The organism is Streptomyces lydicus (assembly GCF_004125265.1).
GTDB lineage: Bacteria > Actinomycetota > Actinomycetes > Streptomycetales > Streptomycetaceae > Streptomyces > Streptomyces lydicus_C.
In genome coordinates, this window is sequence record NZ_RDTE01000001.1 from 482,587 (window position 1) to 507,705 (window position 25,119).

The window sequence follows — 25,119 nt, forward strand, 5'->3', positions numbered from 1 at the left end:
ACGTGAAGTCCGCAGCTGCCGCCTGGCTCCGGGCACGAGACGAGCAGGCTGAGATCGGCTTCGGCCAGCCGGACGGGGCACCGATCGGCTCGGTGGTGGACATCGCTTCCCAGGGCCGTCAGCTGCGCGTGCACTTGGACCAGGCGGTGGAGCCGACATGGGACGACGACGGCACCGAACCCGTACTCGGGGTGTCCGTGCCGGTCGACCGGGACACGATGATTCGCCGCTGGTACGTGCACCGCATCCGCCTGGAAAGCAAGGGCACCGCCCGGCGGATCCGGATTGGCACGGAGGCCTTCGCGCGTCCCACCGAGTGGTTCGCCCTGGACGAGTGCGAGATCGGCGAGCGGGGACTGTCGACGCCGGCCGTGGAGCGGATCGTCCGATCCCGCCGTACGTCCCCTCCGTCGCACCGGTCAGCGAGCAGGGCCAGGAAGGCACCGGAGCCGGATGCCCGGGCGAAGGTGCTGCTGCGCAGGCTGGCTGATGCCCGACGGGTCGACTCTGTGGTCGTGGTGACGCGTGTGTGCCGTGAGATCAGCGAGTTGGCCGGGGCCAGCCCGGAAGCCCAAGACCAGATGCACGCCGCTGTGCGAGACACACGGGTGTGGCTGGAGAAGCAGACCGAGGTTCGCCGTGATCGGTTTGCCCGCTTGGACAAGGCGGTGAGTGCACAGGAGACCGCGCAGGTGCGCGAGCTCTTGGTCCACGTCAATGCGACCGCTGCGCACGACCGCACCGAAGTCGAGGACCGGATCGTCGACGACGCTGCCGTCTTTCTGTCGACACATGCCCGAGCCCAACAGAGCTTGAATGCGAAGCGGGAAGCCGAAGTGGCCGCGGAAAGGATGGCCGCGACGGCGGCGCTCGCGGCTTCGCACCAGGTGAGCCGAATGCTGAGCGATCTGCGCCGCCAGCCTGCTCGGCACGTATCGAAGGCGACTCTGTAAAGTCAGACGCAGGCGCTCGTCGAAGCAGCCGCCGAGGCCGGCAAGCACATCACCGCCTCCCAGAGGCGGCAGATCGACCAGTGGAAGAGCCGTGCGGGTCTCGGACAACCTCGCGCCTCAGTACCGCCTGCTGTGACCCCGGACAGGCACACGGGATCGTCAAAGAAGGCAGCGATCACGATCCCGCTATGGGTGTGGAAAGACCACCACGGGGGCCTACGCGTGGATTTCACCCAGACCCACCCGGAAGCATCCGTCCTGCACGTGCCGCTGCCCTTCGACGCGGGACCGCTGCAGCGCCTCTACGGCAACCTCACCCGCATGATCGCCGAACGTGAGGCGGCTGACGGCCCCGTGCACACCAACCGGGCCTCAATGAGCGTAAGGGTGTGGGAGACGAGCGAGGGACAGCTCGACGCCACCCTAACGCGCCGCAAAGGCGCCACCGTGGCGAGCCTGCCACTGCCGACCGACCGGGAGCAGCTGCGCCAGTTGCATGACAGGGTCGTTGCCCAGATGAAGGCCCGCAACATAGCTCAGCAGCCCTGGGCGAAGCGCCGTACCAGCCGAGACAAGAACTGAGACAACACGACAGCGCGCTGCCGCCACTACACCCACCACCCCGGAGGAGTACAAATGCCCGACAACGAGCAGCAGAGCCCAGGCCCTTGGTTGTACTCCGGCGGCACCTGGTCGCGCCTCAACCACGACCCGGTCTCCATGGAGAGAGACAACAGCATCGAGGACTCCATCAAGGCCGCCGGCTTCGCGTCGTGGTTCAGCACCGGCAAGCTCTACAACAACCCGCTCACCATGACCGTCTACTTCCGATCGCATCCCCACCCGGAGCCGCGGTACCTGATCGACTTGGAAGGCCCCGAGTACTCACAGTTCATGTACGCCGCCGAGCTTCCTGACGCTCTCTCCCTGACTCAGCAGATTGGCCCTGCCCTCCAGGCCCTCACCATTACGGACCAGTTCGGCCACGCCAACTCCGAATCCCTTTCTGTTCTCGGTGACCTCCTGGACAAGATGCACGGCCGTACTCAGGTCAAGAACGGCAGGCCGGTCCGCCGCTGACTAACCCCGCCATTCGCACGGCCGTGGCAGATGCTCCTCAGCTGTACTCGTGGGGAGCGGCCCGTTCATCCATTTCCCGATCGTAACCCTCAAGCGGGTCGAGGAATCGGGCGAACGCTGCCTGGGCCTCGGCCGCGGTGATCTGACCGCTCTCGATGACGGCGAGGAGTTCGAGGACGGCGGGGAGCTCCAGGGGGCGCCGAAGCCTGAGAGGTACTCATCGCCTCTCCGATGCCTGGGCCATGGCTGGAGGCACATGCGCTGCTGTCCCGGGTGCCCAGCCAGTCGGAAGCCCCCCCCGCTCCGCCCGGCCCTGGAAGACATGGTGGCGCCAACTTCGACCTGGGCGACTACGAGACCGCGTGCTTCGCCGCGGTGAAGGCGGTCGAAGTCGCCGTCCGGGAGGTCTCCGGCCGCGACAACTCCCTGGTCGGCATGCCGCTGATGCAGTGTCGGCGACTGTCCGCGAACGCGCCCGCAGTGTAGTTGTCCGCAATGCCGTGCCAGAACGGGAAGAAGTGTGCCCCGGACCGGGCTAGGCGTTCCCAGCTGCACCGCGGGCGGATCCGTGGTGCCCAGCCGGCCGTGGAGCCTCTGCCGCCGTGCCGGATCCTCCCGCCGGAGGAGGACCGCGTCTTCATAGAGCTCCAGGGGCTTCCTACACCGTCGGAAGCCGCTCGTGCGCGGTGCCGCCCGGCAGCCCCGGTCGCTCACGCCGCGTCCGTGATCAGGCCGGTGCGCTCCGCCAGCTCCGCGATCTTCTCTGCGGGCGCACCGGCTCCAGATGGACGTCCCGGGTTAACTGCTCGCTGCGGTGTCCGAGCATGTCCTCGACCACCAGCCAGACCTGCCCGTACAACTCCTCGTGGTGCAGGCGCTGGGTCGGCGGCATCCCGGGCCGGCGATCCAACGCGTTGTGCCGCGAGATCAGGATCCGCAGGGCCGTGGAGTGCTGCCGCACCTTCGGGGGGCGCGAAGACCTAGAGCAGAAGTGGAGGTGCTCCGTTACCCCATCGGGACGGGCTGGCAGGCGGTCACATACCTCTTGGACACCCATCCGGTGGTACCTGTCGGCAGACCACCTTCCGACCGGTACTTCAAGCGGAGCTTGACCCAGTGCTTGCTGGCGCCCACCTTCGTTCCAGCATCGGCGTAATACAGCAGTCCGACTGAGGCGTAGCGCGTACCCGGCCCGGTACGAAGATGCAGGCCGTCGATTCCGCTGTACCAGGTCGAACATGCTTCAGCACGAGCACGGGTGGCTGGGGGAGCTGAGGCATGAGCTACACCTACAGGGCCGACCAGAGAAAGCACGAATGCACCTGCGGCTGTGGTTATCAGAGTTCTCTTCATAAGCCCTTCTCCAGGCGGAGAGCGAAAGTTGACAATCCGGGCATGAGGTAGCAGACGCCAACCTTGGGGCGAACACCAGCTGCCCAGCAGATCCGAACCACAGCCTCACCAGGCACGAGGGGCTGAGCAACGACAAGTTCCGCACCACAGAACGCCTGAGTACCTCAGGATCACCAGGTGAACCGTCTTTCGTCCGTCAGCTCCCACATCAGGGAACGGCCGCATGCCCACCCTGCGTCCCGTCCCTAGCACCGGGGCGGAATCCACACGCACGCGCATGCCCGAATCACAGCTCAGCCCTGCCACGCCCGCCGGCGTGGCAGGGCTGAGCTCCGTGCGGGGTAGGGGTGGTGTTGCGGAGCTAGGTGCGCCCCCGACAAGGGTCTGGATCTATTGCCGGTCCGCTGGCCAGCACCGGTGCCATCCACCCCGCGAGGAGATCAATGACCGCCGTGCCCGCATCCCCATTTCCCGGAGCTGACAAGAACTCCACTTCACCAGCACTGAGTGCGCTGGATCTGGCAGTCCTGGACTACGAAACCCGGACCTGGCCTGGCCCGGGCCCCAAGGAGCGTGCAATCCGCGAGAACCTCGGCATCAGCCCCACGCGCTACTACCAACTCCTCAACGCCCTCCTGGACGATCCTCGTGCCTTGGCACACGCCCCGCTAGCAGTCAACAGGCTGCGGCGTCTCCGGGAGAGGCGCCGAGGTCGCCGCTAGTCGCTGGGTAGTCCAGGCCGGTTCCGATGGGCCTGAGCCACGAGCGCTGCCCGCGCATCGGCCCTGAGGAGCTTCCCAGCACGTGTGCGCCCAGACCAGGCGCACACGTTGGCGATACTTGTCAGCTCGGTCAGCACAGTTCCTGACTTGTGGGTTCACGCCGTGTCTCCCGCCGGGCCCGCCGCGCCAGCCCAGATCCTGCCCGGGGGCCAGCGACTTGGTCGCCTCAGCGTCTTGCATGCGGTGTTCAGCGAGGTCGTCGCCACCCGCGAGCCGTCCGGGCGGATCCGCCCAATGGCCGCCGGGCTGGCCGGCACTGGGATGCAGCCGGCCGCTGGTTCGGCTGGGCCCAGAGCGCCGCGGGCTCGCGACCGCGGCCCGGACCTGCGGTGTGCCGGCTGCTAGTGACCTGAGTCGGAGGTTCTTCGTTAGTTGGGCATGAGTCGTCCGGGTCCGAAGATTCCGCCGTTGTCAGTTACCGATGCCCAGCGGGCGGTGCTGGAGGGCTGGTTACGTCGCCGTACGACGGCTCAGGCTCTGGCCCAGCGGTCGCGGATCGTGCTGGAGTGCGCCGAGGGCCACTCGATCATGGAGGTGTCCCGCCGGCTGCGGATCGCTGCGGACACGGTCCGCACCTGGCGACGGCGCTTCATCGAGCGCGGCCTGGACGGCTTGTGTGACGACCCGCGGCCCGGCGTCCCGCGGAAGATCACCGATGCCGACGTCGAGCGGGTCATCGTCAAGACGCTCGAGGAAACACCGAAGAACGCGACCCACTGGTCGACCAGGTCGATGGCCGCGGCGACAGGGATGTCGCAGTCGACGGTCTCACGAATCTGGCGGGCGTTCGCCCTGGCGCCGCACCGCTCGCAGAACTTCAAACTGTCGACCGACCCCTTGTTCATCGACAAGGTCCGCGACGTGGTCGGTCTGTATCTCGATCCGCCGGAGAAGGCCCTGGTGCTGTGCGTGGACGAGAAGTCGCAGATCCAGGCCCTGGACCGGTCCCAGCCGGTCCTGCCGATGGTGCCCGGCGTTCCCGAACGCCGCAGCCACGACTACATCCGCGCCGGCACCACCACCCTTTTCGCCGCTCTCGAGGTCGCCACCGGCAAGGTCATCGGCTCCCTCCACCGCCGCCACCGAGCAACGGAGTTCAAGAAGTTCCTCACCAAGCTGGACAAGGAAGTCCCGGCTGATCTGCAGGTCCATCTGATCCTGGACAACTACGCGACCCACAAGGCGCCCGACATCAAACGGTGGCTACTGACCCACCCGCGGTTCCACCTGCACTTCACCCCGACCAGCGCGTCCTGGCTGAACCTGGTCGAGCGGTGGTTCGCCGAGCTGACCCAGAAGAAGCTCAAACGCGGCGTCCACCGCTCCGTCCAAGCCCTCGAACGCGACATCCGAGCCTGGCTCACCGACTGGAACGACAACCCCCGGCCCTTCATCTGGACCAAGACAGCCGACGAGATCCTCGACAAACTCGCCGCCTACTGCCGACGAATCTCTGACTCAGGTCACTAGGACCACGAGCAGGTGCGGGCGAACTCGCGTCCGCCGCGGCTGCTTCGGTCCCAGGCAGAGATGGATCTGGGCCGGCCGGTGTGGTCCCCCGCAATGAGCAGGGCGCGGCCTCACTGCGGCGAACGCGGTGGCTGGGTTCCTCATCCGGCTGCCGGGCGCACGCGGGTTGAACCGCCGTCGAGGCCGGGCAGCCGCCCTGGGTACGCCGTCGGCGGCCCGGCCGCTGCGCCCGGCCCGCCGACGGCTCGGACAGGCTCTGCGGCCCGGGCCGCGGCGGGCCGAGGGGCCGGCGCGCTACTTGTGAGGCGGCGCGCCGGGGTCGTGCACGAGGCCAAGGGCCTTCGTGATCGCGTCGAAAACCTCGGGGTCCGCGGGCGGCCCGGCGATATCGGTGGGCCAGTCGAGGTCGACGATGACCGGACGGCAGGGGGCAGGGTGCGGGTCGTTGCCGGGCAGGCCGATGGGGAGGACTTGCTGCCCGCTCGATTCGGCCAGGAGCCTCGACGCGCGTCCGTAGTGGTCTTGCCCGTGCCCCCGGGCCGGATGTGCTCGTCGTCCAGGAGCTGCCGTGCCAGGTTTTCGAAGTCCTCGATCCTGTCGGCGGCGGTGACCGGGGAGATCAGGGCGCGGGCCTGCGTGGAGGTCATACCGGTGGCCGCGGTCAGGGCCCGGACCGTGCGATCGGGCAGGCCGCCGGCGAGTTCGTCCAGGCGCGCGGTGGCCGAGGCGCCGGGCTCGAGGCCGAGGAGCTCCATCGCCCGGTGCTGCTGGACGCCGGCCGCCGCGGCCACGCGCTTGACGTACGCACCGAGCCGCTCGACGGGGCGGGGCAGGGGGGCGCTGGGGATCCGAGGCGGGAGGCCGGGCTGCCGGCCGCCGCAGGATGCCGGCCACACCGCGCATCGCGGGATCGCACCCGCTCGTGGCCGGCAGTTCCTGCGGCGGCCGACCGAGCAGGCCCGGCGAACGGGGGGCGCTGCCGGTTCAGCGCCCGGCCGGGAGACAGGCCCCGGCCTCGATCACCGGCCGTGTCCGGGGGCGGCTGGCTCCAGCCGGCACCCCCCGACCGGACGGCTGCTCACCTTGTCCGTGTCGGCCGGCTGCATCGGGTGGTGCGTCATTCCTGGATGTTGCGCTGGCAGGGCGGGCAGGTGATGGGGGCGTCCTCGTCGAGGTGGTCCACGGTCTCCTCGTCCTGCTGCTTGCCGCATGCAGTATTCAGCGCGGTCGTGCCCATCCGGTAGGCGGAGGCGTGGACGTGGCGGCCGCGGTGGGGCTTGGTGCGGCACGGGTAGGCGGAGCTCGTGATGACGAGGCCGGCCGGAGCCGGAGCGGCAGCAGGCGGGGCGGGTGTCTCGGGCGCGGCAGGGGCTTCTTCGCCTTCTACGACAGCAAGGAGCGCCTGGAGCTTGACTGTCGACATTCCTGCCCGCTTGTGCTCCCGGACATCGATCCCCTGCGCGAACAGGCTGGCGAACAGGGCCCTGCGGCGGGCCTGCTCGTCGTACTGTTCCTGCGTCAGCAGGCGTGCCGGAATACCACGTTGGCGTACCTCGATCCCCGTCGTGCGGTCGAACTGCTCCCGGCGCTCACGTCCGTTGGATGACACATACAGGAACTTGGTGCCGATTCGGGACACGGTGACGGGTTGATCACCTTGGAATCGGTTTGCAGCGACCAGGATCAGGCTGTCGCGAACCTTCACGCCACTGAGGCCCTTGGTGGTCATCGGCTTCTCGCTTCTCGTCGGTTCGGGCGGCGGGCGCTTGTCGTTCCGTCGCGGGGTTCAGGCCAGGGGCACAGCTGTTGTCGCAGGAGCGGGCCAGCGGACAGGCTTGCACCGTACAGAGAGCTGTCCGGCAAGGTCGGGCCACGTGGGGGCTGGAGCGGCTGGGCGGTGCTCATCGTGCGCTCCTTCGGTGACGGACAGACGGGGGGCGGGCGCCGGGATGCGGCTAGGAGCCAGCGGCGGTGCGGGCGGCGTGCTCGCGGTCGCGTCCGGAGTCCCAGGCGGTGTCGCCGTCGACGACGTGGCCGGGGCTCGCGAGGATCTCGGCGGAGACCTGGGCGCGGATGTGCTGCTCGATGGCGGGCCAGTAGTGCGCGAGGAGCTCCGCGGCCTGGTTCTGCGAGAGCTTCGGGCCGGGGGCGGTGTAGGCCAGGGCCGTGATGTCGGTGGGGATGCTGTCGGCGTTCATGGAAACCTCCTGTGCGGTGGGGCGAGTGGTGGACTGTGGGAACGGTCCACCGGGGGCGGGTGAACCGCTCCGGCCGGCGGGGTCGCGCGGCGCCGCTCCCGGAGCGCCTCTGCGAGCTCGAGTCTCGGCAGCCGTCGTCGCTATCAGCGGGGGCCGGTCAAGACGATGGTGGGAGCCTCGCCCTCGCGCGGGGGGCAGCCGCCGTAGGGCTGCTGGCACCGGCCCCGGCAGTGCCAGCAGTCCTCCCGGGGGGAGTGCTCGCACGTCGCGCCGCACGGGTTGCCGGTGCGTTCGCGGACGAGTTCGACCTGCGTGGGCCAGATGCCGCCGTCGACGCCGGAGAAGAATAGCAGTCCGTCTGACTTGCATGACATGGGGCGGACTTCCCCAAGGTGCGCGGGGTGCAGGATGCGGACGGTGTCGCCGGCCCTGTAGCGGTAGCGCATTTCGTGCCTTTCGGGAGTGAAGTCGGGGTGGTCGCTGTCGTCGGAGTCTGTGGGGACTCCGTCGGTGGGGTTGATGGTCTCAAGGGGGGCGCCAGGTGCCCCGCGGTCAGTTCAGCGGGCCTGCTGCTGAGCCCGACCGGGCGCCCGGGGCGGTCAGGGTTCGGTAGCGCCCCTCCGCTTGCCCGGCCGGCGCCTGACCGGCCACCCGATCGGGAGCATCCCCGCGCGGGTGGCCGGCAGACCCCTGCCCCGCAACGGGGAGGCGTGCGCCGGGAGTTGTCCAACCTGGCCGCGGCCTCGTAGGTCGGCCACGGCATGGTCACTGCCGCGGCCGAGGTGGCTCTGTTCACAAGTTTCGGTTCTGGCCCAGGTGCTGTGGCGCCGCCACGTTGAGTGAGCGGATCAGCTCGCGGTTGACCGAGCCCGATGGCGAGAACCCCGGGTTAGTCCCCCGCCTCGGCTGCGGACCTATTGCTGAGGAACTGCTTCGCTGCCTCAACCGCTTCCCCGTTGAGTTCCTCGACGGAGACACCCCAGCTCTCCTCCCGGCCGTCTAGGTTGTGCGCGCAGTGCACAAGGGGTTCTAGCTCTTTGGGGTAGCCGAGGTCATAGGCGATGTCGGCCCAGATGAGGTGAGTGCCGGCGGCGGGATCCAGGGATCCGTCGGCGATCTGACCGGCGATCCAGTAGGCCATAGCCCACTTTGCGGCCCGGGGGTCCGCAGGTGGGTGGAAGAGCAGTCCCAGCTCCTCGAGTACTTGGTCGAAGAGCTCTGCCGCTTCGGGCTCTTCGCTCCGGAGAAGTCCAGCCAGCATGGCCAGGGATGGGCTCTCGACACCAGCCATCAGCGCGTCCAGACCTGCCTGAACGAGCCTGTCCGACCCGACATGCCTGCCAAACGCCCTCTCACGCGCGATGTGTCTGAACTGATCGAGGGCGTCGTCGCTGGTCATTATGGTCTTCTCCGTCGGCATCTTGAAGGGGAAGGCTCGCACATACGCCGACGCCGCTGCCATCGAGTTCCTCCATCCCAACCGGCCTGACCAAGGCTCATTTTCGAGCGACTTCACATACTGCCGGGAGAGGCTGAGTCGTCACTCGGCGTGGCCGGTAGAAGCCAGCGGCCGGTCCGCCTCAACACCTGTGGCGCTGCCGGGTGCGAACCAGCCTGCTAACCGCAGTTGTCCGGCCGGAGCGAGTGGACCCTCGCCCGCGTGAGCGTGGTGCGCCTGAGTACCTGAGCCCTGATGAGCCGGACCGTGGGCGGGATCTGCAGAGTGACGGGGGCGCGGCTCCACCGAAGCCACAGTGCCAGGTGGCCAAGCTCGGCGGCCTGGACGAGTTTCTCGAGGGACCACTCTTTCGTACCCCGATCCACCTCGATGCTGATCAGCCGTCCCTACCCGAACGGTGCCGCAGTTGCAGGTCGAGGCGCCCGGTCCGGTTCTGCCGAGTGGCGATGGGCAGCTTTACCTCCCGCTGGACTTCATATCCCTGGTCGGTCGCCCAGTCGGCCACCGAGCCGGTGAAGAATGCGGTCACCTCGGAGGTAGGCAGGTCAGTGAACTGCTGTCGATTGAGCCAGGCACGCAGGGAGCGGGCGGCGGCGTCGAGCCCGGCTTCTGCCATGAGCGACAGTCTGCCTGCGGACCTGACAGCTCGTCACACTCAGCTGTTCCACGCCCTGGCCATCCGGTGGTGCAGGCCGCCGACGGGCGCAGGTGCCGACGTGTCGGCGGTGGACACCAGCTTCGGCTCCGACCGGACGTGCGGGTCGGCGCGGACCCGTCGGCGGCTGCCCCGCCGTGCTGCCCGCCTTTTCCCGCGGCGAGCGTCGAGCACGGCAGGCCCGCGGTCCCTGGTGGCCGCGAGCCCGGGTTACGCGTTCGCGGACGGGGCGGTGAGGACCGGCACGGACAACTCCAGCGGCAGGCGGGCAGGCTCCGCCCGCTCAACGACGACGCGGCCGGGAGTTTCGGCCTCCAGGCCCGCTGGCCGGGCCCTGTCCCGGCTCACGAATCGCCGGGCGCGCACGGCGTCGTCGTGTGCCATTCTCCGGCCGGTCTGCCGGGCCGTAGCGTCGGCGAAACCCGCGTCCGGGGCGCCCGGCCCAGACGCGGGGCGTGCTCGACCTCGCCGGTCGCGCACGGCAGCCTCATGCGCCCTTCTGCGACTGGTCCGCCCGGCGTCCAGGGGAGGGGGCCGGGTGTGGAGCGACGCCTGACGCCTGTTGGCAGCGGGAGTTGCGCTGGGGCGGCGGGCTGGCCAGACGGCCGGTGCCGGCACGGTCGGCCGTGACGTGGCCGTTGTCCGCCAGCGGCGTCGTCGCGGGCCGCGGCCTGTTCGCTGCCGGTGCCTACGCGGGGCGAGGTGAGGTGCCGCTCCACCTGCGTCAGGCGCTGATGGTCCCCGCGAACCAGTTGGTGACGCCGCCGGGGCGGTTCGTCCACGCGCCCGCCGGGCCGTCCCGAGCCTCTGTCGCTCTGCTGCGGTCTGTCTCTTGCTTGGCGCTCAGCTTGCTGGGTGTGCCGGCGGGCATCCGCGAGTTGGCGTGATTGCGGGCGTTGGCAGGGGAGCGGCCATTGTGCGGTCACCGTCGAGAGCAGGTGTGGCGACAAGCCCCCATGTGCCCGGCGGACTTCTGCCCCACCATCGAAGGGATCTGTAATGACAAACCCTAACTTCGCTGCCACTTCAGCCACGTCCACGTCTACCGCCGCCTTCTCACTCGCCGACACCGCTGCTGTCGAGTCTTCGTCCGCCTCCAAGCCCACGGCTGCGTCTGGTCCGCGGGTGTCAGCGCAGTCTCTTGCACTGGAGGTGAAGAAGGTGGGCAGCCTCGAACTCGCTGAGTACTTGGACGCGACAGGCCGGGATGTGGCGGATGTGTACCGAGGCAATGGTTCGTGGACGTCGCTCCTGCGTCGCGCGAAGCTGATTCCGGCACCGGCCATGCCAGTGCCGGGAGAGGCGGACCTGCTGAAGCGCATGCACTCCTTCAGCCACATCGACGACGCCGAACGCGTGGACGCATACCGCAAGTTCACTGCCGACAAGGCTCCGGCCTACGACGATCTGACGGAGTTCGACCAGACCCTCGCACGGATGCTGTTCTTCAACCTGTGGGACAAGGCTGGTGGCTTTTCTTCCTACGCCGATGGGCTGGCCTCGCTCCACAACCAGCGCACGGTGCGCTCTGAGCTCCGTCAACTCCTCACTCACCTGGAGCGCAGCGACCGGATGCGCACGGTGCAGCCGCTCACCGGCCCGCACTCACACATTCCGCTGTCCGTCCATCACGCCTACAACCGCTCGGAGATCCTGGCGGCGATGGGTGTGGCGCGCCTCGGCGGGCAGTTGCCTGGATACTTCGCCCAGGGCGTGCTGTGGGATGAGAAGAACCGGACGGACGCGCTGCTGATCACTTTGAACAAGAGTGAGCGGGACTTCTCACCGACGGTCCGCTACAAGGACTACGCGCTGAGCCGGACCCGTTTCCACTGGGAGTCGCAGAACTCCACCGCACCGGCATCACCGACCGGCCAGCGCTACCAGAAGCATGCCGAGCAGGGCAGCCACGTGCTGTTGTTCATGCGGGAGTCAAAGGACACGGCGTCCGGCAAGGCGATGCCGTGGGTGCTGCTCGGCCCGGCCACCTACGAGATGCACACCGGCAGCAAGCCGATGGCGATCACGTGGCGCCTGCACCACCCGCTGCCCGAGCGGATCTACTCGCGCATGCCGAACACCACGCTCGCCACCTGACCAGCGCCTCTCCCTCGGCCCCCGGTCCCGCAACAACGCGGGAGCGGGGGCCGTCTTCCGTGCCCCGTGTCGGTGTTGAAGAGAACACAGACTTCGGCGAAATCCGCGACAACAACACCAACAGGCACACCAGCCAGGAGCAACCTTCCGCGACGACCTCCTCCACGCCGACAACCCAGCAGCCCACCCCTGGCCCCAGCTACCACACCGACAGCGACGAACCGCCCTTCTGACCACGGATCGAACCCGGCGGCTGCGGCTTCGCCTCCGCACCGTGCCAACAACCCCGGCCGGTGTTGTTGCGCCGCTAACGCCAGTGCCCTCCAGGCTGGGTCTGCAGGGCCGCCCGCACGCCCGTGCGACGTACGGGAGGCCCCGCCGCAACACCCTCGACTCATCACCCACCCACCTGCAGGTGGCGTTCTTTCCCACGAGCGGAGACAACCATGCCCACACAGCCCACAACCCCGCCCGAAACAACCGGCTCCGTCGACCCCGACACCAACCACACACAGGCCCAGAACGCCGCCGCCACCGGCGTGAACCACCAACTCGCCACCCGTGTCCTGCGCATCATCAAGCAGCGTACGAACCTGCTGGCAACCGATGAGGTGCTGGGAGGCACCGACCGGCTGGAGGCCCGCGCCCCGCTGCACAAGGTGACCCTCAACGTTCCGGGCATCGTGATCTACCTCTCGGGCTACTCCATCGAAAAGATCAGCGGAAAGGAGCCGGGCGACGAGCCTGCCTACGAGGCGACCAAGGGCGACGAATCGGGTTCCGCATGGAACGTCGCAGACCGGCTGCTCGGCCTGACTCCGACGGACACCAACCACCTCTTCAGCCACCCCACCAAGCGGACCGTCATCGCCGCCTTCGAGCAACTCGCAGCGGGCGCCGACCAGATCGACTGGACTACCATCCGGCGCTGACAGCCACCCCGCCACGCCCACAGTCGGCCCCGGCCCCGCACCGCGCGGGGCCGGGGCCGCCCCACGCCATCCATCACGCGCCGACCTCACCCTGCACCCGCCGCACGGCCCAACCTGCTGCAGCACCAGCCGCGCCGGACCCGACCACCAGCCCTCACGACCCCGCTCCGTGACTGTGAGCGTCGGCAACGCCGGACCGCGCGGCACGATCGGGCCCCGGCCGCGCATGGCGAGGCCCGGCCCGCCGGACATACCAGAACCGCACTGCACGGTACCTGGAAGCTCGCCGACCAGGGCGGGCCGTTCCGCGATTCGCCCTGCCGCTCCCCACCGCTGCCACGTGCTCGCGCCGGCTAGCCCTGCTTCAGGCGGCCGCTTGCGCCGCTTGCCGACTCCCGCCCCACAGTGCACCCAACCGGCACGGCCGCATATCGCCCGACCGCCGACCCCACCACACCGACCAAGGAGTCACACCCCATGAACTGGGCCCAGCTACTGGAAGACCTCCTGTTCGCGGCCACGGTCGCGCCCCCTCTGCTGTTGTGGTTCGACCTGCTGTCCCGGACAGAGACACTGGTGCTCCTGGCCGGGACCTTCACCACCTTCACCGCGTCGACCACGTGGGCCTTCCTGCACGGCGAGGCCGGGAACGTCGCCTGGAACGTCACCCTGACGGTCACCACATTGCTCGTGCTGCGCCGACGCCGAGAGAACACCCACAAGAACACCGCCAAGCCCCGGGGCGCCAAGCCGCAGGTCTGACCCGCACCCCCGCACCAGCACCGTCGACGGCCCGCCTCCGGCACCAACCAAGAGGCGGGCCGTCCGCGTCGCCCCACGCTATGCCCGGCTGGCCCTCGCCAGCCTCCACTCCCGCACACCGAGTAGCCCACAGCCCCGCCCAACCACCTGCCGGGCCCGCCCCTACACCCCGGCGCGAGGCGGCAAGCATCACACCCCAAGCCCTTGCCTGGCTGCCCCACAGGCCCGGCACGGAGACCGGCCACAGCGCCATGACATCACCCACATCAGCGACTGGGAGCCCCCATGTCTACCGCCCCCCACCACACCCCGACCACAGCCCGAAGCGCCGATGTCCACCGCCAGGCCCGCCGACTCGAAGCCGTCGTCAACGTCGCAACGCGCGCCACCCAATACGTCGCCCACCACACCACCAGCGCGAAGGGCCTGGCCTACGCCGCCGCCCGCATCGCCACAGCTCGCTCAGCAGCCAACCGCCTCCTGAACACCCCCGGGCTGCGCGACTACCCCCAAGCAGTCCGTCTCCTGAAGAAGCTGAGCCTGGCCGAAGCGACCCTCAGCGGGCCCCGCGCCCAGATCCTGGCGATCGCCCACGCGGCCCACGCAGCCGCCAGAGCTGAGCCAGACCGCAAACGGCGCGCCACCCTGCACGGCATCGAGGCCGACGCCCGCGGCCTCCTTCGCGACGCAGACCTCCTCAACCTGGACAACGAGCCCATCAATCACCTGAAGTCCCTGCGCATCAGAGCCGCCCGCGGCGGCCTGACCACCGACTGACCCGACCCACCCGTCACTGCCCAGGCCCGACAGCCCGACCATCCCGCCGAGGCCGCCGCGCCTGACCGTCTCGCGCCGAGCCTCGTGCACCGGCCACCACCGGCCCCCGGGCCACTGGCCTGCACGTACCCTGTGTACGGGCCGCCCGCATACGCCCGTCCCACGGCCATCCTGCTACCGAGGCAGGCCCCGCCGCTGCCCCCGCTGCAGAACCCAGCCCCGGCTGCAGCGGGGAGCAATCCCGTGCCCGCTCCACGTCATTCTCAACGGCTTTCCCTGCCCGCCGCAGAGCTGATCTCCGAGGCACACATCTCCGCCCAGACGGCCACCCACTACCAGGGCCGAAACAGCACTCCGATCTGCGACCTAGTGGTTGACTCCGGAAGCCCGACGGGGGACTCCGGACCGGCCTCGTGTCTGCGTGCTCGTCAGAGGTTGGGTGTGGAGAGGTAGAGGCCGCAGGCGCATTCCAGGCACCACTACCCCTTGTCAGTTGATCAGGGGACATGTGCGTAGCCGACGGTCGAAGGCCCGCCGTGTGCCCAATGAGCGGTGACCTTGACTGTGAGGCCAGAGGCATGAGGGTCGAGGACGGGTATCCCGGGTGAGGACTGGTGCATCTCCAGTGCTTCGTGGACAGCGGACTCGACCACTGCGATGCCAGCACACAGCAGCATCGCTGCTTCCGGGCAGTGCCCGTCAGCGTGAAACTCAAGAGCCCGGAAGGTACGCAGAGGGAACGCGGTGACGCCCTGATCGTGGGAAATCGGGGAGCGGTCGGGATCGTACCGCCGAAGTCCTGAGGGGTACTCCCGATCGTGGCACCCTACGTAGAGGTAGGCCCGCTCCTCAGCAAAGGCGAGTTGGTCGGTGCAGAAATGGGACTCAGGATGTAGCCATGTGCCTGTTAGATGCCAAACGTTGACCAACTCGAACCACAAAGGGTGCCACATGTTGAAAGGCGCCTCATCCAGCGGCGGGAGATTGGTCAGCGGCGGGCCCGAGGGCACGGCGCGTCCAGGAACTGCGCTGCGCCACAGGGAAGTCGCGGGGTGCTCGTCGAAGGCGACATCGACGCCCGTGATGAACTCCGCGAGCGGGGTTTTCTTCCAGGAGAAATCGTGCAGCCACTGGTCGACCATGGCTGCGCCGTGGATAGTCCATGTGGTACCGGCGGCATCTGGGCCCGGACCTTGGCAGATAGTGGTGGCCTTGATCACTTCGGGCGGTCCTGAAACGGTCGAGATTGGGTTGTGAGCAGGTGGGGGCGGGAGGCAACTCCAAGCGTGGGCCTACTTCGTAGCCAGCGGATGCCTTGCTATAACGTCACAGCATACCGGGACGGGTAGCGGTTGGTGTTGGCTGTTTGGTCCCGAAGGACCGGCCGCTTTCCTCCCGTGCCTCTCATCTCTGCTGTGCCCGTCGTGCTGACCGTCTCCGAGTGTCACCGCGGGCGTTCCAACGCTCTGATAGCCGCGCAGACGCGGCTGCACGTGGACACTGTGCGCACTTGGCGGGACCGCTTTGCCGCTGGCGGCCTGCCCGCCCTGGCCAACCGCAAGCGGTCCGGCCGGCCTCGTTCACTGCGCTGCAGGTTGCCGAGGTCAAGGCGCGGCTCGTCAGTTCCCCGCCGAGACCGGTGCGACGCATCGCGCTGGTCGTGTCCGGAGCTGTGGTCGCCCGGGCCAGCTACGGGTCGATTTCCGTTTCCACTTCGCGGCGCTGGCTCAAGGCCGCCGGGCCTTGCGCGTCTTGGCCCCGCCCGGCGCAGTGTCTGTGTCCGGCGGAGCCAGAAGGATACGCCCGCCCCAGACGTATGCCGTCCCGGCCAGCACCCGACCACCTTGAACGGAGACCGCCGATGGCCATCAACCTGTACGCGATGAATCAGGCAGGACATTCCCTGCACCTGCACCCGGACTGCAACGGGAACCCCGGGCATGACGCACCCGATCACCTCGCGTTCAACTACGTCGGCGAGGTCTACGCGGCCATGCGTGCCACAAGGACCGCCTTCCGATACGACGAGGACAAAGGCCGATACGTGCGCAACCGGATCCACTACTTCACGATCTCCGGCGATGTCGCCTCCCAGGACTTCATCCGCGAGCAGGTAGACGCCCTACCAGTCCACCGGCCGCACCCGGACTACCGACTGTGGCGCGAAGACACCATCGAGGCCGCTCCATGGGGTGAGAAGACGGTGACCGAGGTGGGCCTGATCTCTCCGGCGATGGCCCGCTCCCTGCACCTGAAGGGCGTGCACTTGTGGGACACCGACCGGCCGACCATCCAACCCAACCCGGAGCACGTCAACGACACCATGCCCCCGCACCGGGCCACCGCATCGGACAACAACAACGGCGAGCCCGTGTAGGTGCGCACCCTGCACGACGGCACGTGACGCGTTCGGCCGTGACGGCTACTGGGTCACGACCCCCGAGGACTCCCCGCAAGCATGGCGAAGCAACACGAGGGGCCTCACGTACACCGTGCTGCGCGAGGACCTCGGTGCCGGGCCGGTGCGCTGCTCAGTGACAGAAACTGGCTGGCGCGCGGCGCCGACGGCCATATCGACCGAATCCCGCTGGATCTCGGTCCGCCATGCGGTGGCCAAGGCGGCCACCGCGCGCACTGGGCGGGCCGTCTCCACCCAGGCTGACCAAGCCTCGCTGGCCCCTGCCGCATGCTGACCCATCCACCCCGCCAGCCAATCGGCCCCGACGCCAAGGCTGCCCGCTCCCAAGCCCGCTCGGTGCAATCCCACCGTCCGTGTGGACCTCGGACCTTCCTTCACACCACCCCTTCACGCTTCCCCCTGGCCGCACTCGCAGAGCCGCCCCGAGGGCCGTCAGACCCGGCGTGCAGGCACGCGCCGCCAACCGGCCGCCAGCCGCGCCGCACCCTCACTCCCTGATCCAGGGACAGGCCGCACCGGGCCCGTGCCCGGCCTTCCGTCTGGTGGCCTGGGAGTTGCGCGGCTATGCCACGCCCGAGCCAGCGTGTTCCTGCCGGACCACGGACCCGCACGGCCCCTGGTCAGTCCGGCAGCAGGGCTGCCACCGACCGCCCTGCGGGGCGGCCCGGCACTCCCCACTTCGACCAGCCGCACCCCTTTGCTTGTGCTGCCTCCAGCACGCACCCACCTCTATTCCTCCAGCTGGAGTGATCAATGAGCCTCTCTTGGCGAAGCGTCCCTGAACCAGCCTCCGTTGCTCGCCTACCCCGCAACACTGCCGGACGCCCGGTGCCCGCAAGCGCCGCCTGGTATGAGCCCGACGACGACGGCTCGATCCTCGTGAGCCGCAGCCCCGAACTCGGCGCACACGTCACCTGCCCCTGTACACCAGGACGCGGCACACCGAGGTTCGGTGAGCAATGCCCGGCCCGGCAACGGCAGTCCATGGTCCAGCGGCTTTGCGGAACGTGTAGCGAGACAATCGAGCCCACGGCACATCTAGTGTTCATCGGAGAGACCAACGCTCCGTACTACATCGAGCCTCCACTCCACCAGCTCTGTGCGGCCTATGCCCTGCAGGTCTGCCCCGTGCTACACGCGGCCGGCGAACACATTGAAATCGCAGTCACTCCCTCGTACACACTGGCCGAAGACCGGATCACCGGAGTCTCAGCCGACGGAACACTGCGACGTCGTGTCTTTCCCCTCGGCGCCCCGGCGGCCCGCCACCTGGCAGTCCTGGAGTTCTATCTCGCCTTCCCCGAAGCGCCCGAACGACATGCCGCCCGCACATGGCTGACCCAACATGCGCCGAAGCAGCTCCCAACGCGTACCCCCTGACTGCCCCGCCTCTCCACCCAATCCCTCCGGGCGGAGAGGCCGCGCCATGCCCTGACCGCAGGTTCTCGGCACACCTCATCGCCAGGTCTATCGAGGACACGGCCGCGTCGTACCACGACCGCAACATCCGCTCTACGTGCGGGTGTTGCGGGACTTACCCGGACACCAGTCATCGTCCGGAACACCGACTGGCTCCCGGCCACACCCCTACCTCTGGCGGGGCGACAACTTCCTGCCGCTTCACCGATACCGATGATGCTAGGAGAAACAATGACAAACACTGTCCTGACCGTTTGTGGACGACAGGTTGGCGAGCGCGGCCGCCGGACACGGCTCCTCCTGCTTGAGCTCCTCGCGGATGAACTCGCCACCACCGGATACCGAGAAGCGAGCATCGTGGAGATCGCCCGCCGGGCGAACACCTCAGCCGCGACGTTCTACCAGTACTTCCCCGACATCGACCAGGCCATCCTGACCCTGGCGGAGGACATCGCACATGAGGGCTCCGACAACGCGTCAACGTCCCGGCAGCCAGCCCCGAGGGAACTGGTCCAGGAATTCTTCGCCCTCTACGAACGGCACAGGGCCGTACTGCGCGTGATCGACATGAAGTCCTCCGAAGGCGACCAACGCTTCACCACGCTGCGCATCCGCTTCCTCGACGGCCTGCGCTGCGACCTGGAACGGGCCGCTCGCGCCGCCAACCCCAGCGCCACAGAACGAGTGATCACCTCTGCAGTGGCCACAATGGTACTGACGGTCACACAAGCTGCCGCCCACGGAGCGGATTTGGCCGCCTGGTCACTGGATGCCGCCACAGTCCAGACCAGCACCGCGCAGCTGCTCCACACAGCTCTCACCCACTTGGTGCCGTAGCAGCTCCTGGCCGCGGCCCCGTGAGAAGCGCTTTTGCGAACAGTACCCCTGCGATGTCTGGGCCCGCCCTGCCGCTGCTGGCGAGGGCGGGCCCCTTCATGTCCGGGCCCCAGCCCCCGCGGCCTGGCCGGAACGCCTGCTTGCCGCGCCGGACCGCGCGCCCTGGACTGCCTCGGGCCGGCACATGGCCGCGCTGCGGTAGCAGAGCGGAGCGCCCGCGCGTCAGCCGGTGTGGGGCGGCCCGGCGACGGCGGGACTCCCACCCTCTTGGCCTCCGGCTTCCGCGATCGCGTAGCCAGAGGCTGACGCATTCCGGCTGTCACACCGTGCCAAACCCTCGCGCCCTGACCGCGCATGCGCCGCCCGGCACGTGCCCCGCGCCCTCCTGCTGCACCGCCATGCCAGACCCGTGCCCGCCCTGTACTCGGCCCCATAGCCCGGGACTTCCCGCGTCCGTGGGGCGGGCCATCCGCACGCCCGCTCCACTGCCCCGTCCGCTCGGACTGCGGTTCCGGCCCTCCGGCCCCAAGTCCGACCGGGCGGGCCCCCGACGGGCCTTCGCGCTCTGAGCCAATGCCCTGCGTAGGAAGGGGGTGCCGCATCCTCCGGCCTGTCGCCGGTTGCGGGTGTTGCCGACTGCCGCGCCACAGTGCACCCGCCCACCGGCGCCGGGCAGGGCGGGCTGCGGTGTCCGTGACCGCGCCCGCCGGAGCCCCGCCGGATCACATTGATCGGAGCCCTGTCATGCCCCTGGTCCGAACGTTCGACCCCACCAGCCCCGACGGGCGGCACATCGCCGCCCTCGCCCGCCGCCTGTTCTCGCTCGGGACCGACTGGCCTGCCGACGAGACGGTCACCATCGTCAGCGAGTGGTTCCTCAACGCCCTCGGCATCGACCCCGAAGGTCCCGTCTACCAGGTCGATGCAGTTCCGCCCCGTCTGATCTCACCCGAGGCGACCGCCGAGACCGTCACCGAACTCCTCCTCGGCGCAGGCCCCGCGCTCCACACCCCCCACCGTCCCGACTACGCCGACGAGTTCACCTTCGTCACCAACACCGAATGCTGCGGTGGCGACTGCGTCACCGTCCACCTCCCCAACGCGTCCGCCTCCCGGGCCCGCTTCGCCCTGGCCTGGCTGCGCCAGGCCGGATACGACGCCACCGAACACAACTCCTGGACCGTAGGCGAACACCTCCTCCACGTACGCCACGGCGTCATCCGCGACACCCCCACCCACGCCCCCGCCGAAACCCACGCCGCCCAGCACCTGTGGTTCCAGGGCTTCACCTCCCCGAGCATCGACGCCTACGTGCACGCGGAGGTGCCCGGCCCGACCCCGCCCGTCCCCGTAGCGTGGCGGCCCGGCTGGCTCAGCATCGACATCGCCGCGCCCCAGGACACTGCCGCGAAGCAGCGGAAGAAGACCGCCACCGCGGTCGCCGACGCCTTCCGCACCGCCAACTGGCAGGTCGACCGGCGCGGGCCCGAAGCTCTCCACATCCGCCCGCCCCTCACCCCCCAGACCTGAGACCCGCGCCACTTGCCCCGTGACGGGCCCGTCCCGCACCCGCGGGACGGGCCGTCTGCACACCGCGCGCGGCCTCTGACCTGTCCCGACCCCGGCCCGCACTCGCGACGCCGGGGCCCTCCCACGCCTGCCGCCTGCCATCCACGGTGGGATTTGCCCCGACCGCTGCACCCTCTTCTGCGTGAGACCGACGCCGATGCTGAGGAGGACGCCCTGCGCACCGCAGTCGTCCGCCTGTCCGGCCGCTCACGCCGGCCGACGGGCCCGCTGGACGCTCGCTGTGTTCGACACCCGCGACTCCAAACTGGGACCTGGGCATGGGGCACGCCGACTATCGCGTCCACGACGCGACGCTGCACCACCACGGCACCTCAACGATCGTCGACCTCGATGACGACGCGCTCTGCGCTGTGCTCGGAAAACTCGCCGAACTCCTGCGGCCTGCGGAAGGCGCCAACCTGACCGTTGACCTGGACGACAGCCCCGAGCAGGGCGACGAACCCGCCAACTGACCACCCGCCCCGCTCACGTGAACGAGGGGCCCTTCGTGTCCGCCCCGCCCGCCGCCCACAGCGACGTCCTCGATCAGGGTGGTGCGGCTTGGCCCGGCCCGGGGCAGTGTCGGTGCTGCCGGAAGGACCCTCCTGCACTGATCCCTCCGCATGCGGTGAGCCCCCCCCCGTGCCGCACACGGCCACGTGCCTCAGCTGACCCACCCCCTGCCCTGTCACCGATGGCAATCAGCACCCACACTCGGCGTGACCCTAGCTGCGACGCCGCGGTGGGCACCGCGGACCGCCACTGTGACGATTCCAAGGAGAACTGCATGAACCCTGCAGAACAGGCACCCGCTCTAGGAAGCACCGGAGAGAGCACACGGATGCCTTCCCCGGCAACCGACACACCCCGCAGCCCAGCGATCGACATCGAAGTTGCTCGACGAACTCTGTACGCCTGCGACCCAGTCCTCATCTCCGACACCAGGTGGCACACCGACCCGTACGGCATCGAGTGGAGCGACGACGTGACGCTGTGCTTCGCCGTAGAACCAGCTCGGCTGGCAGGCACTGGAGTCGATTCCTCAGGGCCAGGCACTGGTCCGTGAAGCACTCAACGGCCGGGGCCAGTGGCCGAGCGCCCGGACGGCGCGTGTGCAAAAGCTCGCCGCCAAGTGGCTTGCTGAGCATCCCGTCAAGAATCCCACAGATGAGGCCTTGGCATTGGCGTTCAACCGCATCGCAGGTGCGCCCTGCACGGGGACCTCTACCCGGCGATCCGTGCGGCGATCCAGACGCAGCAGGTGCGACAGAACGAGCCCCCAAGAGACGACTAGCGTCTGGGGGTGCCGTGTTGCTGCCCCACGCCCCCACGTCGCTGCTCCCGAGGCCGCGAGGGTTGTGCGGCTTGGCTGCTCCCGAGCCAGTATGTGGGATATCGAGAACGCGGCTCCCACCCATTCGGCGAGAGTCCCGACCGGGGCCGGTCTCGACCACCGTCGCTTCACCGGACCACGCCCCGCGCGAGCCCTCTACGACGTGCTGCACGCGACCGGCGGCCGCCGGGCCCGTGCCTCCCGGCCTCCTGAGCGGCTAACAACTTAGGGAGCAGTCATGACCAGTAGTCGCCCCATCTTCCAATGGCAGCCTGCCGACCTCGCGGCCGCTGGCCGGCTCATCGGCACCCTCATGCGGGACGGCATCGACTTCCACCACCCCTCTGGCATGGGCGCCACCACCACCCTGCTCATCCGCACCCCCCAAGGCGACCTGCTGGCCGAACCCGGTCACTGGCTGGTGCGCACCGACGCCAGCAGCTGGCAGGTGACTCGCGAAAGCGCATCCGCCGTCCGGGCCGCCGCCCAGGCGTCCGGCCACCTCCTGGGGGACCTCGTGGAATACGACGCCCGCACGGTGGCCTTCCCCGACGGCCCCCGGAGCGTCCCCGGAGGCCGGGGACGACTGGCTGACGTCTTCATCGCGGATCACGACGTCGTCGCCCGCGTCGAGCATGAGGACGGAACCAGCGGCGCGCCCCTGCTCACGGACCTACGCCCTGTGGCTCCTACCCAGACCAACGACTGACCGAGTCGACTCCCGGAGCGCCCGGGCTCGGCCCGCGCCACTACCGGATGGCCCGCCCCTGCGAACAGGGTGGGCCAACTTCGGATTGCCGGAGCCGCGTCGGGTCGCGCCGGTCGGCTTGCTCGCCTTGCCGGCCCCTTGCCAGCCTGGCCCACCTCCTGGACCAGGGCACGCCAGGACACGGTGCCAGGCAACTGCTCCTGCTCCTGCTCGCCGAGCGCGCGTTCTCGCAGGACTCGGTCTCCGGGCCGCGGCTGCGCCAGTTGGCCTGGCAGGCCGCCCGCACCCGAACTGTCAGCGTCAACCTGGAACTGCCCACCGGCATCGGTACCCTTCACTCCCGTCTTGTCGGTGACGTCTCCTTCCGCCCCGCCGCAACAGCTACCCCGGCCCTCTGCGCCTGACGCCCGCAGCGCCGGCCCCGATCCGGCGCTGCGGACACCGGCCCGGGGGTGGGTGGGTCCCCCTCCCCGAGCCGCCGGGGCCGCCGCGCACCTGTCCCCGGCCCCAGAGCCCCGTCCCCACACAAACTTCGAGGACTACGCCATGACCGCCACGCTCCGCGCCTAAGGACCCGCAAGGCTGCTCGTCCCACTACCCGCCACCGCTCCCGCCTCGCCCGCTCGCGCTGTCCGGGCCGCACCGTGGCTCAAGACGCCCGTGACGCCTTGGAGCGGCGGCACAGCATGCAGCAGGCCACCATCCGGCACGGGGCATGGCGGTTGCGACTGCATGACGCTCTCCGGGACGTACGGCGGGCGCCGTCCCGATCCCGAATCTCGACTGCTCGACTCTGCTCCGCGAGGAACACACCGGCTCCCCCCCCGGCGCTGAGGGCTGCCCTCCTGTCCTCCGGGAGTTTCACACCTAGTACTCCAGCAGCGGTTCGCTATCGGGCCTGGTCAGAGGCATCGTCGGGAGTGTAGTTGGCTGCTGGCATGCCCGGGGCGGTCTTGCCGGACCGCCCCTCCAACGAATGACATCGAGAACTGTCTGCGCGGTGATGAGGGCAGCCTCCTCGCGTGATCGATGACCTTGCCAACTCGACCTGGGACCGTGAACTCGACGACGTCTTCCTGCGCATCGGCCACCGTTTCGGCCGCGCCGACCTGCGACGCCGTATGCGTGACTACGTCCGCGCCCTGCTCGGCCCGGTCGGCCGCAAAAACGGCTGGCAACTGGCCGAACACGCAGGCCACCGCACCCCCGACGGCCTGCAACGACTACTGAACGCAGCCACCTGGAACGCCGACGATGTCCGCGACGACCTGCAGACATACGTGGCCGACAAGCTCGGCGAGGCCGACGGAGTCCTCATCCTCGACGACACCGGCTTCATCAAGAAGGGCACCACCTCCGCAGGGGTGCAGCGCCAGTACTCCGGCACCGCCGGCCGCACCGAGAACTGTCAGATCGGCGTCTTCGCCGCCTACGCCACCACCCGCGCACGCGCCCTGGTGGACCGCGAGCTGTATCTGCCCAAGTCCTGGACGGACGACCGCGAGCGCTGCCGCGCCGCCAAGATTCCTGATGAGAGGGGCTTCGCCACCAAACCAGAGCTGGCCAGGACAGTGGTGCTGCGCGCACTCGCTTCCCCGCTGCCGATCGCCTGGGTGACCGCGGATGCCGCCTACGGCCAGGAGTGGCGCTTTCGCCGGATGCTGGAAGAAGCCGCAGTCGGCTACGTGCTCGCCGTCCCCAAGTCCCAGCCGGTGCCCCGCTTCGGCCGGATCGACTATCTCTTCAGCCAGGCGCCGGATGAGGCATGGGAGCAACGTTCGTGCGGCGACGGCGCCAAGGGCCCGCGCGTCTATGACTGGGCGGCCGTCCAGCTCCCGGTGATTGAGGACTTCGACGGTGAGCGGCCCACCCATCACCGCTGGGCGCTGGCCCGGCGCAGTATCAACAGACCCGATCAGGTCGCCTACTTCCTCGCATACGCGCCGGTGGGCACCAGCGTCGACCGGCTCGTGAGCGTTGCCGGGCGCCGGTGGGCGATCGAGGAATGCTTCCAGGCCGCGAAGAACGAGTGCGGCCTGGACCAGTACGAAGTCCGCCGCTACGTCGGCTGGATGAGGCACATCACCCTGGCCATGCTCGCGCATGCCTTTCTCGCGGCCACGGCGGCAGGGGCGGCGACAAAGGGGGATGCAGAAACGGTTCCACCCTGGTTCCGCTCACCGTGGCAGAAGTCCGCCGGCTCCTGGCAACTGGTCCCGCACACCGGCCCCGCACGCCACTTCACATCCATGCGCTGAGATGGTCGCGATGGCGGCGAAGGCGTCAGGCCGTGGCCAGGCATTGTCACTACCGAC

At 69.1% G+C, this 25,119-nt stretch carries 25 protein-coding genes; 17 read left to right on the forward strand and 8 right to left on the reverse strand.

Annotated features, from left to right (window positions below; genetic code table 11):
- Positions 1-92 precede the first annotated feature (92 nt).
- The 4 genes from D9V36_RS02085 (at position 93) to D9V36_RS02100 (ending at position 2,519) form a co-directional block, all read left to right on the forward strand.
- Complete coding sequence (locus D9V36_RS02085; RefSeq protein ID WP_129292188.1) at positions 93-953, forward strand: hypothetical protein; 861 nt, start codon at positions 93-95, stop codon at positions 951-953.
- A 222-nt stretch (positions 954-1,175) separates the two neighbouring features.
- Positions 1,176-1,535: a hypothetical protein gene (locus D9V36_RS02090; protein WP_129292189.1), complete on the forward strand. Its 360-nt coding sequence runs from the start codon at positions 1,176-1,178 to the stop codon at positions 1,533-1,535.
- Positions 1,536-1,589: 54 nt separating this feature from the next.
- Entirely contained in the window at positions 1,590-2,033 is a 444-nt protein-coding gene (locus D9V36_RS02095; protein ID WP_129292190.1) for a hypothetical protein, read from the forward strand.
- Between the two features lie 231 nt (positions 2,034-2,264).
- A complete protein-coding gene (locus tag D9V36_RS02100) occupies positions 2,265-2,519 on the forward strand; it encodes a hypothetical protein (protein WP_129292191.1) in 255 nt (84 codons plus the stop codon).
- 241 nt (positions 2,520-2,760) lie between these two features.
- Here D9V36_RS02100 and D9V36_RS02105 read toward each other — a convergent pair whose 3' ends face one another.
- Both D9V36_RS02105 and D9V36_RS42950 read right to left on the reverse strand, forming a co-directional pair.
- Positions 2,761-2,994 (reverse strand): hypothetical protein, encoded by a 234-nt coding sequence (locus D9V36_RS02105; protein ID WP_129292192.1) that lies wholly within the window; start codon positions 2,992-2,994, stop codon positions 2,761-2,763.
- Between the two features lie 44 nt (positions 2,995-3,038).
- Positions 3,039-3,386 (reverse strand): SH3 domain-containing protein, encoded by a 348-nt coding sequence (locus D9V36_RS42950; protein WP_129292193.1) that lies wholly within the window; start codon positions 3,384-3,386, stop codon positions 3,039-3,041.
- A gap of 443 nt (positions 3,387-3,829) precedes the next feature.
- Here D9V36_RS42950 and D9V36_RS02115 point away from each other — a divergent pair, with 443 nt between their 5' ends.
- On the forward strand, positions 3,830-4,108 hold the full coding sequence (locus D9V36_RS02115; protein WP_129292194.1) for a DUF3263 domain-containing protein: 279 nt from the start codon (positions 3,830-3,832) through the stop codon (positions 4,106-4,108).
- Between the two features lie 438 nt (positions 4,109-4,546).
- A complete protein-coding gene (locus D9V36_RS02120; RefSeq protein ID WP_129292195.1) occupies positions 4,547-5,638 on the forward strand; it encodes an IS630 family transposase in 1,092 nt (363 codons plus the stop codon).
- A gap of 1,117 nt (positions 5,639-6,755) precedes the next feature.
- Here the strand turns inward: D9V36_RS02120 and D9V36_RS02125 are convergent.
- The 5 genes from D9V36_RS02125 to D9V36_RS41670 form a co-directional block, all read right to left on the reverse strand.
- The gene (locus D9V36_RS02125) at positions 6,756-7,367 is read right to left on the reverse strand and encodes a hypothetical protein (RefSeq protein ID WP_129292196.1); all 612 of its coding nucleotides are present in this window, start codon (positions 7,365-7,367) and stop codon (positions 6,756-6,758) included.
- A gap of 226 nt (positions 7,368-7,593) precedes the next feature.
- Positions 7,594-7,836, reverse strand: a complete 243-nt coding sequence (locus D9V36_RS02130) for a hypothetical protein (protein ID WP_129292197.1) — start codon at positions 7,834-7,836, stop codon at positions 7,594-7,596.
- A gap of 143 nt (positions 7,837-7,979) precedes the next feature.
- Positions 7,980-8,210 (reverse strand): hypothetical protein, encoded by a 231-nt coding sequence (locus tag D9V36_RS02135; protein ID WP_129292198.1) that lies wholly within the window; start codon positions 8,208-8,210, stop codon positions 7,980-7,982.
- 515 nt (positions 8,211-8,725) lie between these two features.
- Positions 8,726-9,298 (reverse strand): hypothetical protein, encoded by a 573-nt coding sequence (locus tag D9V36_RS02140; RefSeq protein WP_241720650.1) that lies wholly within the window; start codon positions 9,296-9,298, stop codon positions 8,726-8,728.
- A 373-nt stretch (positions 9,299-9,671) separates the two neighbouring features.
- Entirely contained in the window at positions 9,672-9,911 is a 240-nt protein-coding gene (locus D9V36_RS41670) for a hypothetical protein (RefSeq protein WP_241720651.1), read from the reverse strand.
- A gap of 1,164 nt (positions 9,912-11,075) precedes the next feature.
- Between D9V36_RS41670 and D9V36_RS02150 the strand changes: the two genes are divergently transcribed.
- From D9V36_RS02150 to D9V36_RS02165, 4 genes are all read left to right on the forward strand, one after another.
- Positions 11,076-12,047, forward strand: a complete 972-nt coding sequence (locus D9V36_RS02150; protein ID WP_241720652.1) for a DUF3427 domain-containing protein — start codon at positions 11,076-11,078, stop codon at positions 12,045-12,047.
- A 446-nt stretch (positions 12,048-12,493) separates the two neighbouring features.
- Positions 12,494-12,979 (forward strand): hypothetical protein, encoded by a 486-nt coding sequence (locus D9V36_RS02155; protein ID WP_129292200.1) that lies wholly within the window; start codon positions 12,494-12,496, stop codon positions 12,977-12,979.
- Positions 12,980-13,456: 477 nt separating this feature from the next.
- Positions 13,457-13,741: a hypothetical protein gene (locus tag D9V36_RS02160; protein WP_129292201.1), complete on the forward strand. Its 285-nt coding sequence runs from the start codon at positions 13,457-13,459 to the stop codon at positions 13,739-13,741.
- A gap of 285 nt (positions 13,742-14,026) precedes the next feature.
- The gene (locus D9V36_RS02165; RefSeq protein WP_129292202.1) at positions 14,027-14,518 is read left to right on the forward strand and encodes a hypothetical protein; all 492 of its coding nucleotides are present in this window, start codon (positions 14,027-14,029) and stop codon (positions 14,516-14,518) included.
- Positions 14,519-15,015: 497 nt separating this feature from the next.
- Here the strand turns inward: D9V36_RS02165 and D9V36_RS02170 are convergent, their stop codons facing one another.
- Complete coding sequence (locus tag D9V36_RS02170) at positions 15,016-15,738, reverse strand: hypothetical protein (protein ID WP_129292203.1); 723 nt, start codon at positions 15,736-15,738, stop codon at positions 15,016-15,018.
- A gap of 204 nt (positions 15,739-15,942) precedes the next feature.
- Between D9V36_RS02170 and D9V36_RS41675 the strand changes: the two genes are divergently transcribed.
- The 7 genes from D9V36_RS41675 (at position 15,943) to D9V36_RS02215 (ending at position 25,062) form a co-directional block, all read left to right on the forward strand.
- Complete coding sequence (locus tag D9V36_RS41675; protein ID WP_431357633.1) at positions 15,943-16,404, forward strand: helix-turn-helix domain-containing protein; 462 nt, start codon at positions 15,943-15,945, stop codon at positions 16,402-16,404.
- On the forward strand, positions 16,380-16,895 hold the full coding sequence (locus D9V36_RS02180) for a hypothetical protein (protein WP_129292204.1): 516 nt from the start codon (positions 16,380-16,382) through the stop codon (positions 16,893-16,895). Before D9V36_RS41675 ends, D9V36_RS02180 begins: the two co-directional genes overlap by 25 nt.
- A 1,692-nt stretch (positions 16,896-18,587) precedes the next feature.
- Complete coding sequence (locus D9V36_RS02185; RefSeq protein WP_164992826.1) at positions 18,588-19,193, forward strand: TetR family transcriptional regulator; 606 nt, start codon at positions 18,588-18,590, stop codon at positions 19,191-19,193.
- Between the two features lie 744 nt (positions 19,194-19,937).
- Positions 19,938-20,723, forward strand: coding sequence for a hypothetical protein (locus D9V36_RS02190; protein ID WP_129292206.1), 786 nt, complete (start codon positions 19,938-19,940; stop codon positions 20,721-20,723).
- A gap of 317 nt (positions 20,724-21,040) precedes the next feature.
- Positions 21,041-21,235, forward strand: coding sequence for a hypothetical protein (locus tag D9V36_RS02195; RefSeq protein ID WP_129292207.1), 195 nt, complete (start codon positions 21,041-21,043; stop codon positions 21,233-21,235).
- A 1,098-nt stretch (positions 21,236-22,333) separates the two neighbouring features.
- Positions 22,334-22,804, forward strand: a complete 471-nt coding sequence (locus D9V36_RS02205; RefSeq protein ID WP_129292208.1) for a hypothetical protein — start codon at positions 22,334-22,336, stop codon at positions 22,802-22,804.
- A gap of 1,022 nt (positions 22,805-23,826) precedes the next feature.
- On the forward strand, positions 23,827-25,062 hold the full coding sequence (locus D9V36_RS02215; protein WP_431357632.1) for an IS701 family transposase: 1,236 nt from the start codon (positions 23,827-23,829) through the stop codon (positions 25,060-25,062).
- Positions 25,063-25,119: the final 57 nt, after the last annotated feature.

Excerpts from the sequence above, each read along its gene's own strand:
- D9V36_RS02095 (WP_129292190.1), top strand. The coding sequence starts at position 1,590 with ATGCCCGACAACGAGCAGCAGAGCCCAGGCCCTTGGTTGTACTCCGGC.
- D9V36_RS02100 (WP_129292191.1), top strand. The coding sequence starts at position 2,265 with ATGCCTGGGCCATGGCTGGAGGCACATGCGCTGCTGTCCCGGGTGCCC.
- D9V36_RS42950 (WP_129292193.1), bottom strand. The coding sequence starts at position 3,386 with ATGAAGAGAACTCTGATAACCACAGCCGCAGGTGCATTCGTGCTTTCT.
- D9V36_RS02115 (WP_129292194.1), top strand. The coding sequence starts at position 3,830 with ATGACCGCCGTGCCCGCATCCCCATTTCCCGGAGCTGACAAGAACTCC.
- D9V36_RS02120 (WP_129292195.1), top strand. The coding sequence starts at position 4,547 with ATGAGTCGTCCGGGTCCGAAGATTCCGCCGTTGTCAGTTACCGATGCC.
- D9V36_RS02125 (WP_129292196.1), bottom strand. The coding sequence starts at position 7,367 with ATGACCACCAAGGGCCTCAGTGGCGTGAAGGTTCGCGACAGCCTGATC.
- D9V36_RS02130 (WP_129292197.1), bottom strand. The coding sequence starts at position 7,836 with ATGAACGCCGACAGCATCCCCACCGACATCACGGCCCTGGCCTACACC.
- D9V36_RS02135 (WP_129292198.1), bottom strand. The coding sequence starts at position 8,210 with ATGTCATGCAAGTCAGACGGACTGCTATTCTTCTCCGGCGTCGACGGC.
- D9V36_RS02140 (WP_241720650.1), bottom strand. The coding sequence starts at position 9,298 with ATGGCAGCGGCGTCGGCGTATGTGCGAGCCTTCCCCTTCAAGATGCCG.
- D9V36_RS41670 (WP_241720651.1), bottom strand. The coding sequence starts at position 9,911 with ATGGCAGAAGCCGGGCTCGACGCCGCCGCCCGCTCCCTGCGTGCCTGG.
- D9V36_RS02155 (WP_129292200.1), top strand. The coding sequence starts at position 12,494 with ATGCCCACACAGCCCACAACCCCGCCCGAAACAACCGGCTCCGTCGAC.
- D9V36_RS02160 (WP_129292201.1), top strand. The coding sequence starts at position 13,457 with ATGAACTGGGCCCAGCTACTGGAAGACCTCCTGTTCGCGGCCACGGTC.
- D9V36_RS02165 (WP_129292202.1), top strand. The coding sequence starts at position 14,027 with ATGTCTACCGCCCCCCACCACACCCCGACCACAGCCCGAAGCGCCGAT.
- D9V36_RS02180 (WP_129292204.1), top strand. The coding sequence starts at position 16,380 with ATGGCCATCAACCTGTACGCGATGAATCAGGCAGGACATTCCCTGCAC.
- D9V36_RS02185 (WP_164992826.1), top strand. The coding sequence starts at position 18,588 with ATGACAAACACTGTCCTGACCGTTTGTGGACGACAGGTTGGCGAGCGC.
- D9V36_RS02190 (WP_129292206.1), top strand. The coding sequence starts at position 19,938 with ATGCCCCTGGTCCGAACGTTCGACCCCACCAGCCCCGACGGGCGGCAC.
- D9V36_RS02195 (WP_129292207.1), top strand. The coding sequence starts at position 21,041 with ATGGGGCACGCCGACTATCGCGTCCACGACGCGACGCTGCACCACCAC.
- D9V36_RS02205 (WP_129292208.1), top strand. The coding sequence starts at position 22,334 with ATGACCAGTAGTCGCCCCATCTTCCAATGGCAGCCTGCCGACCTCGCG.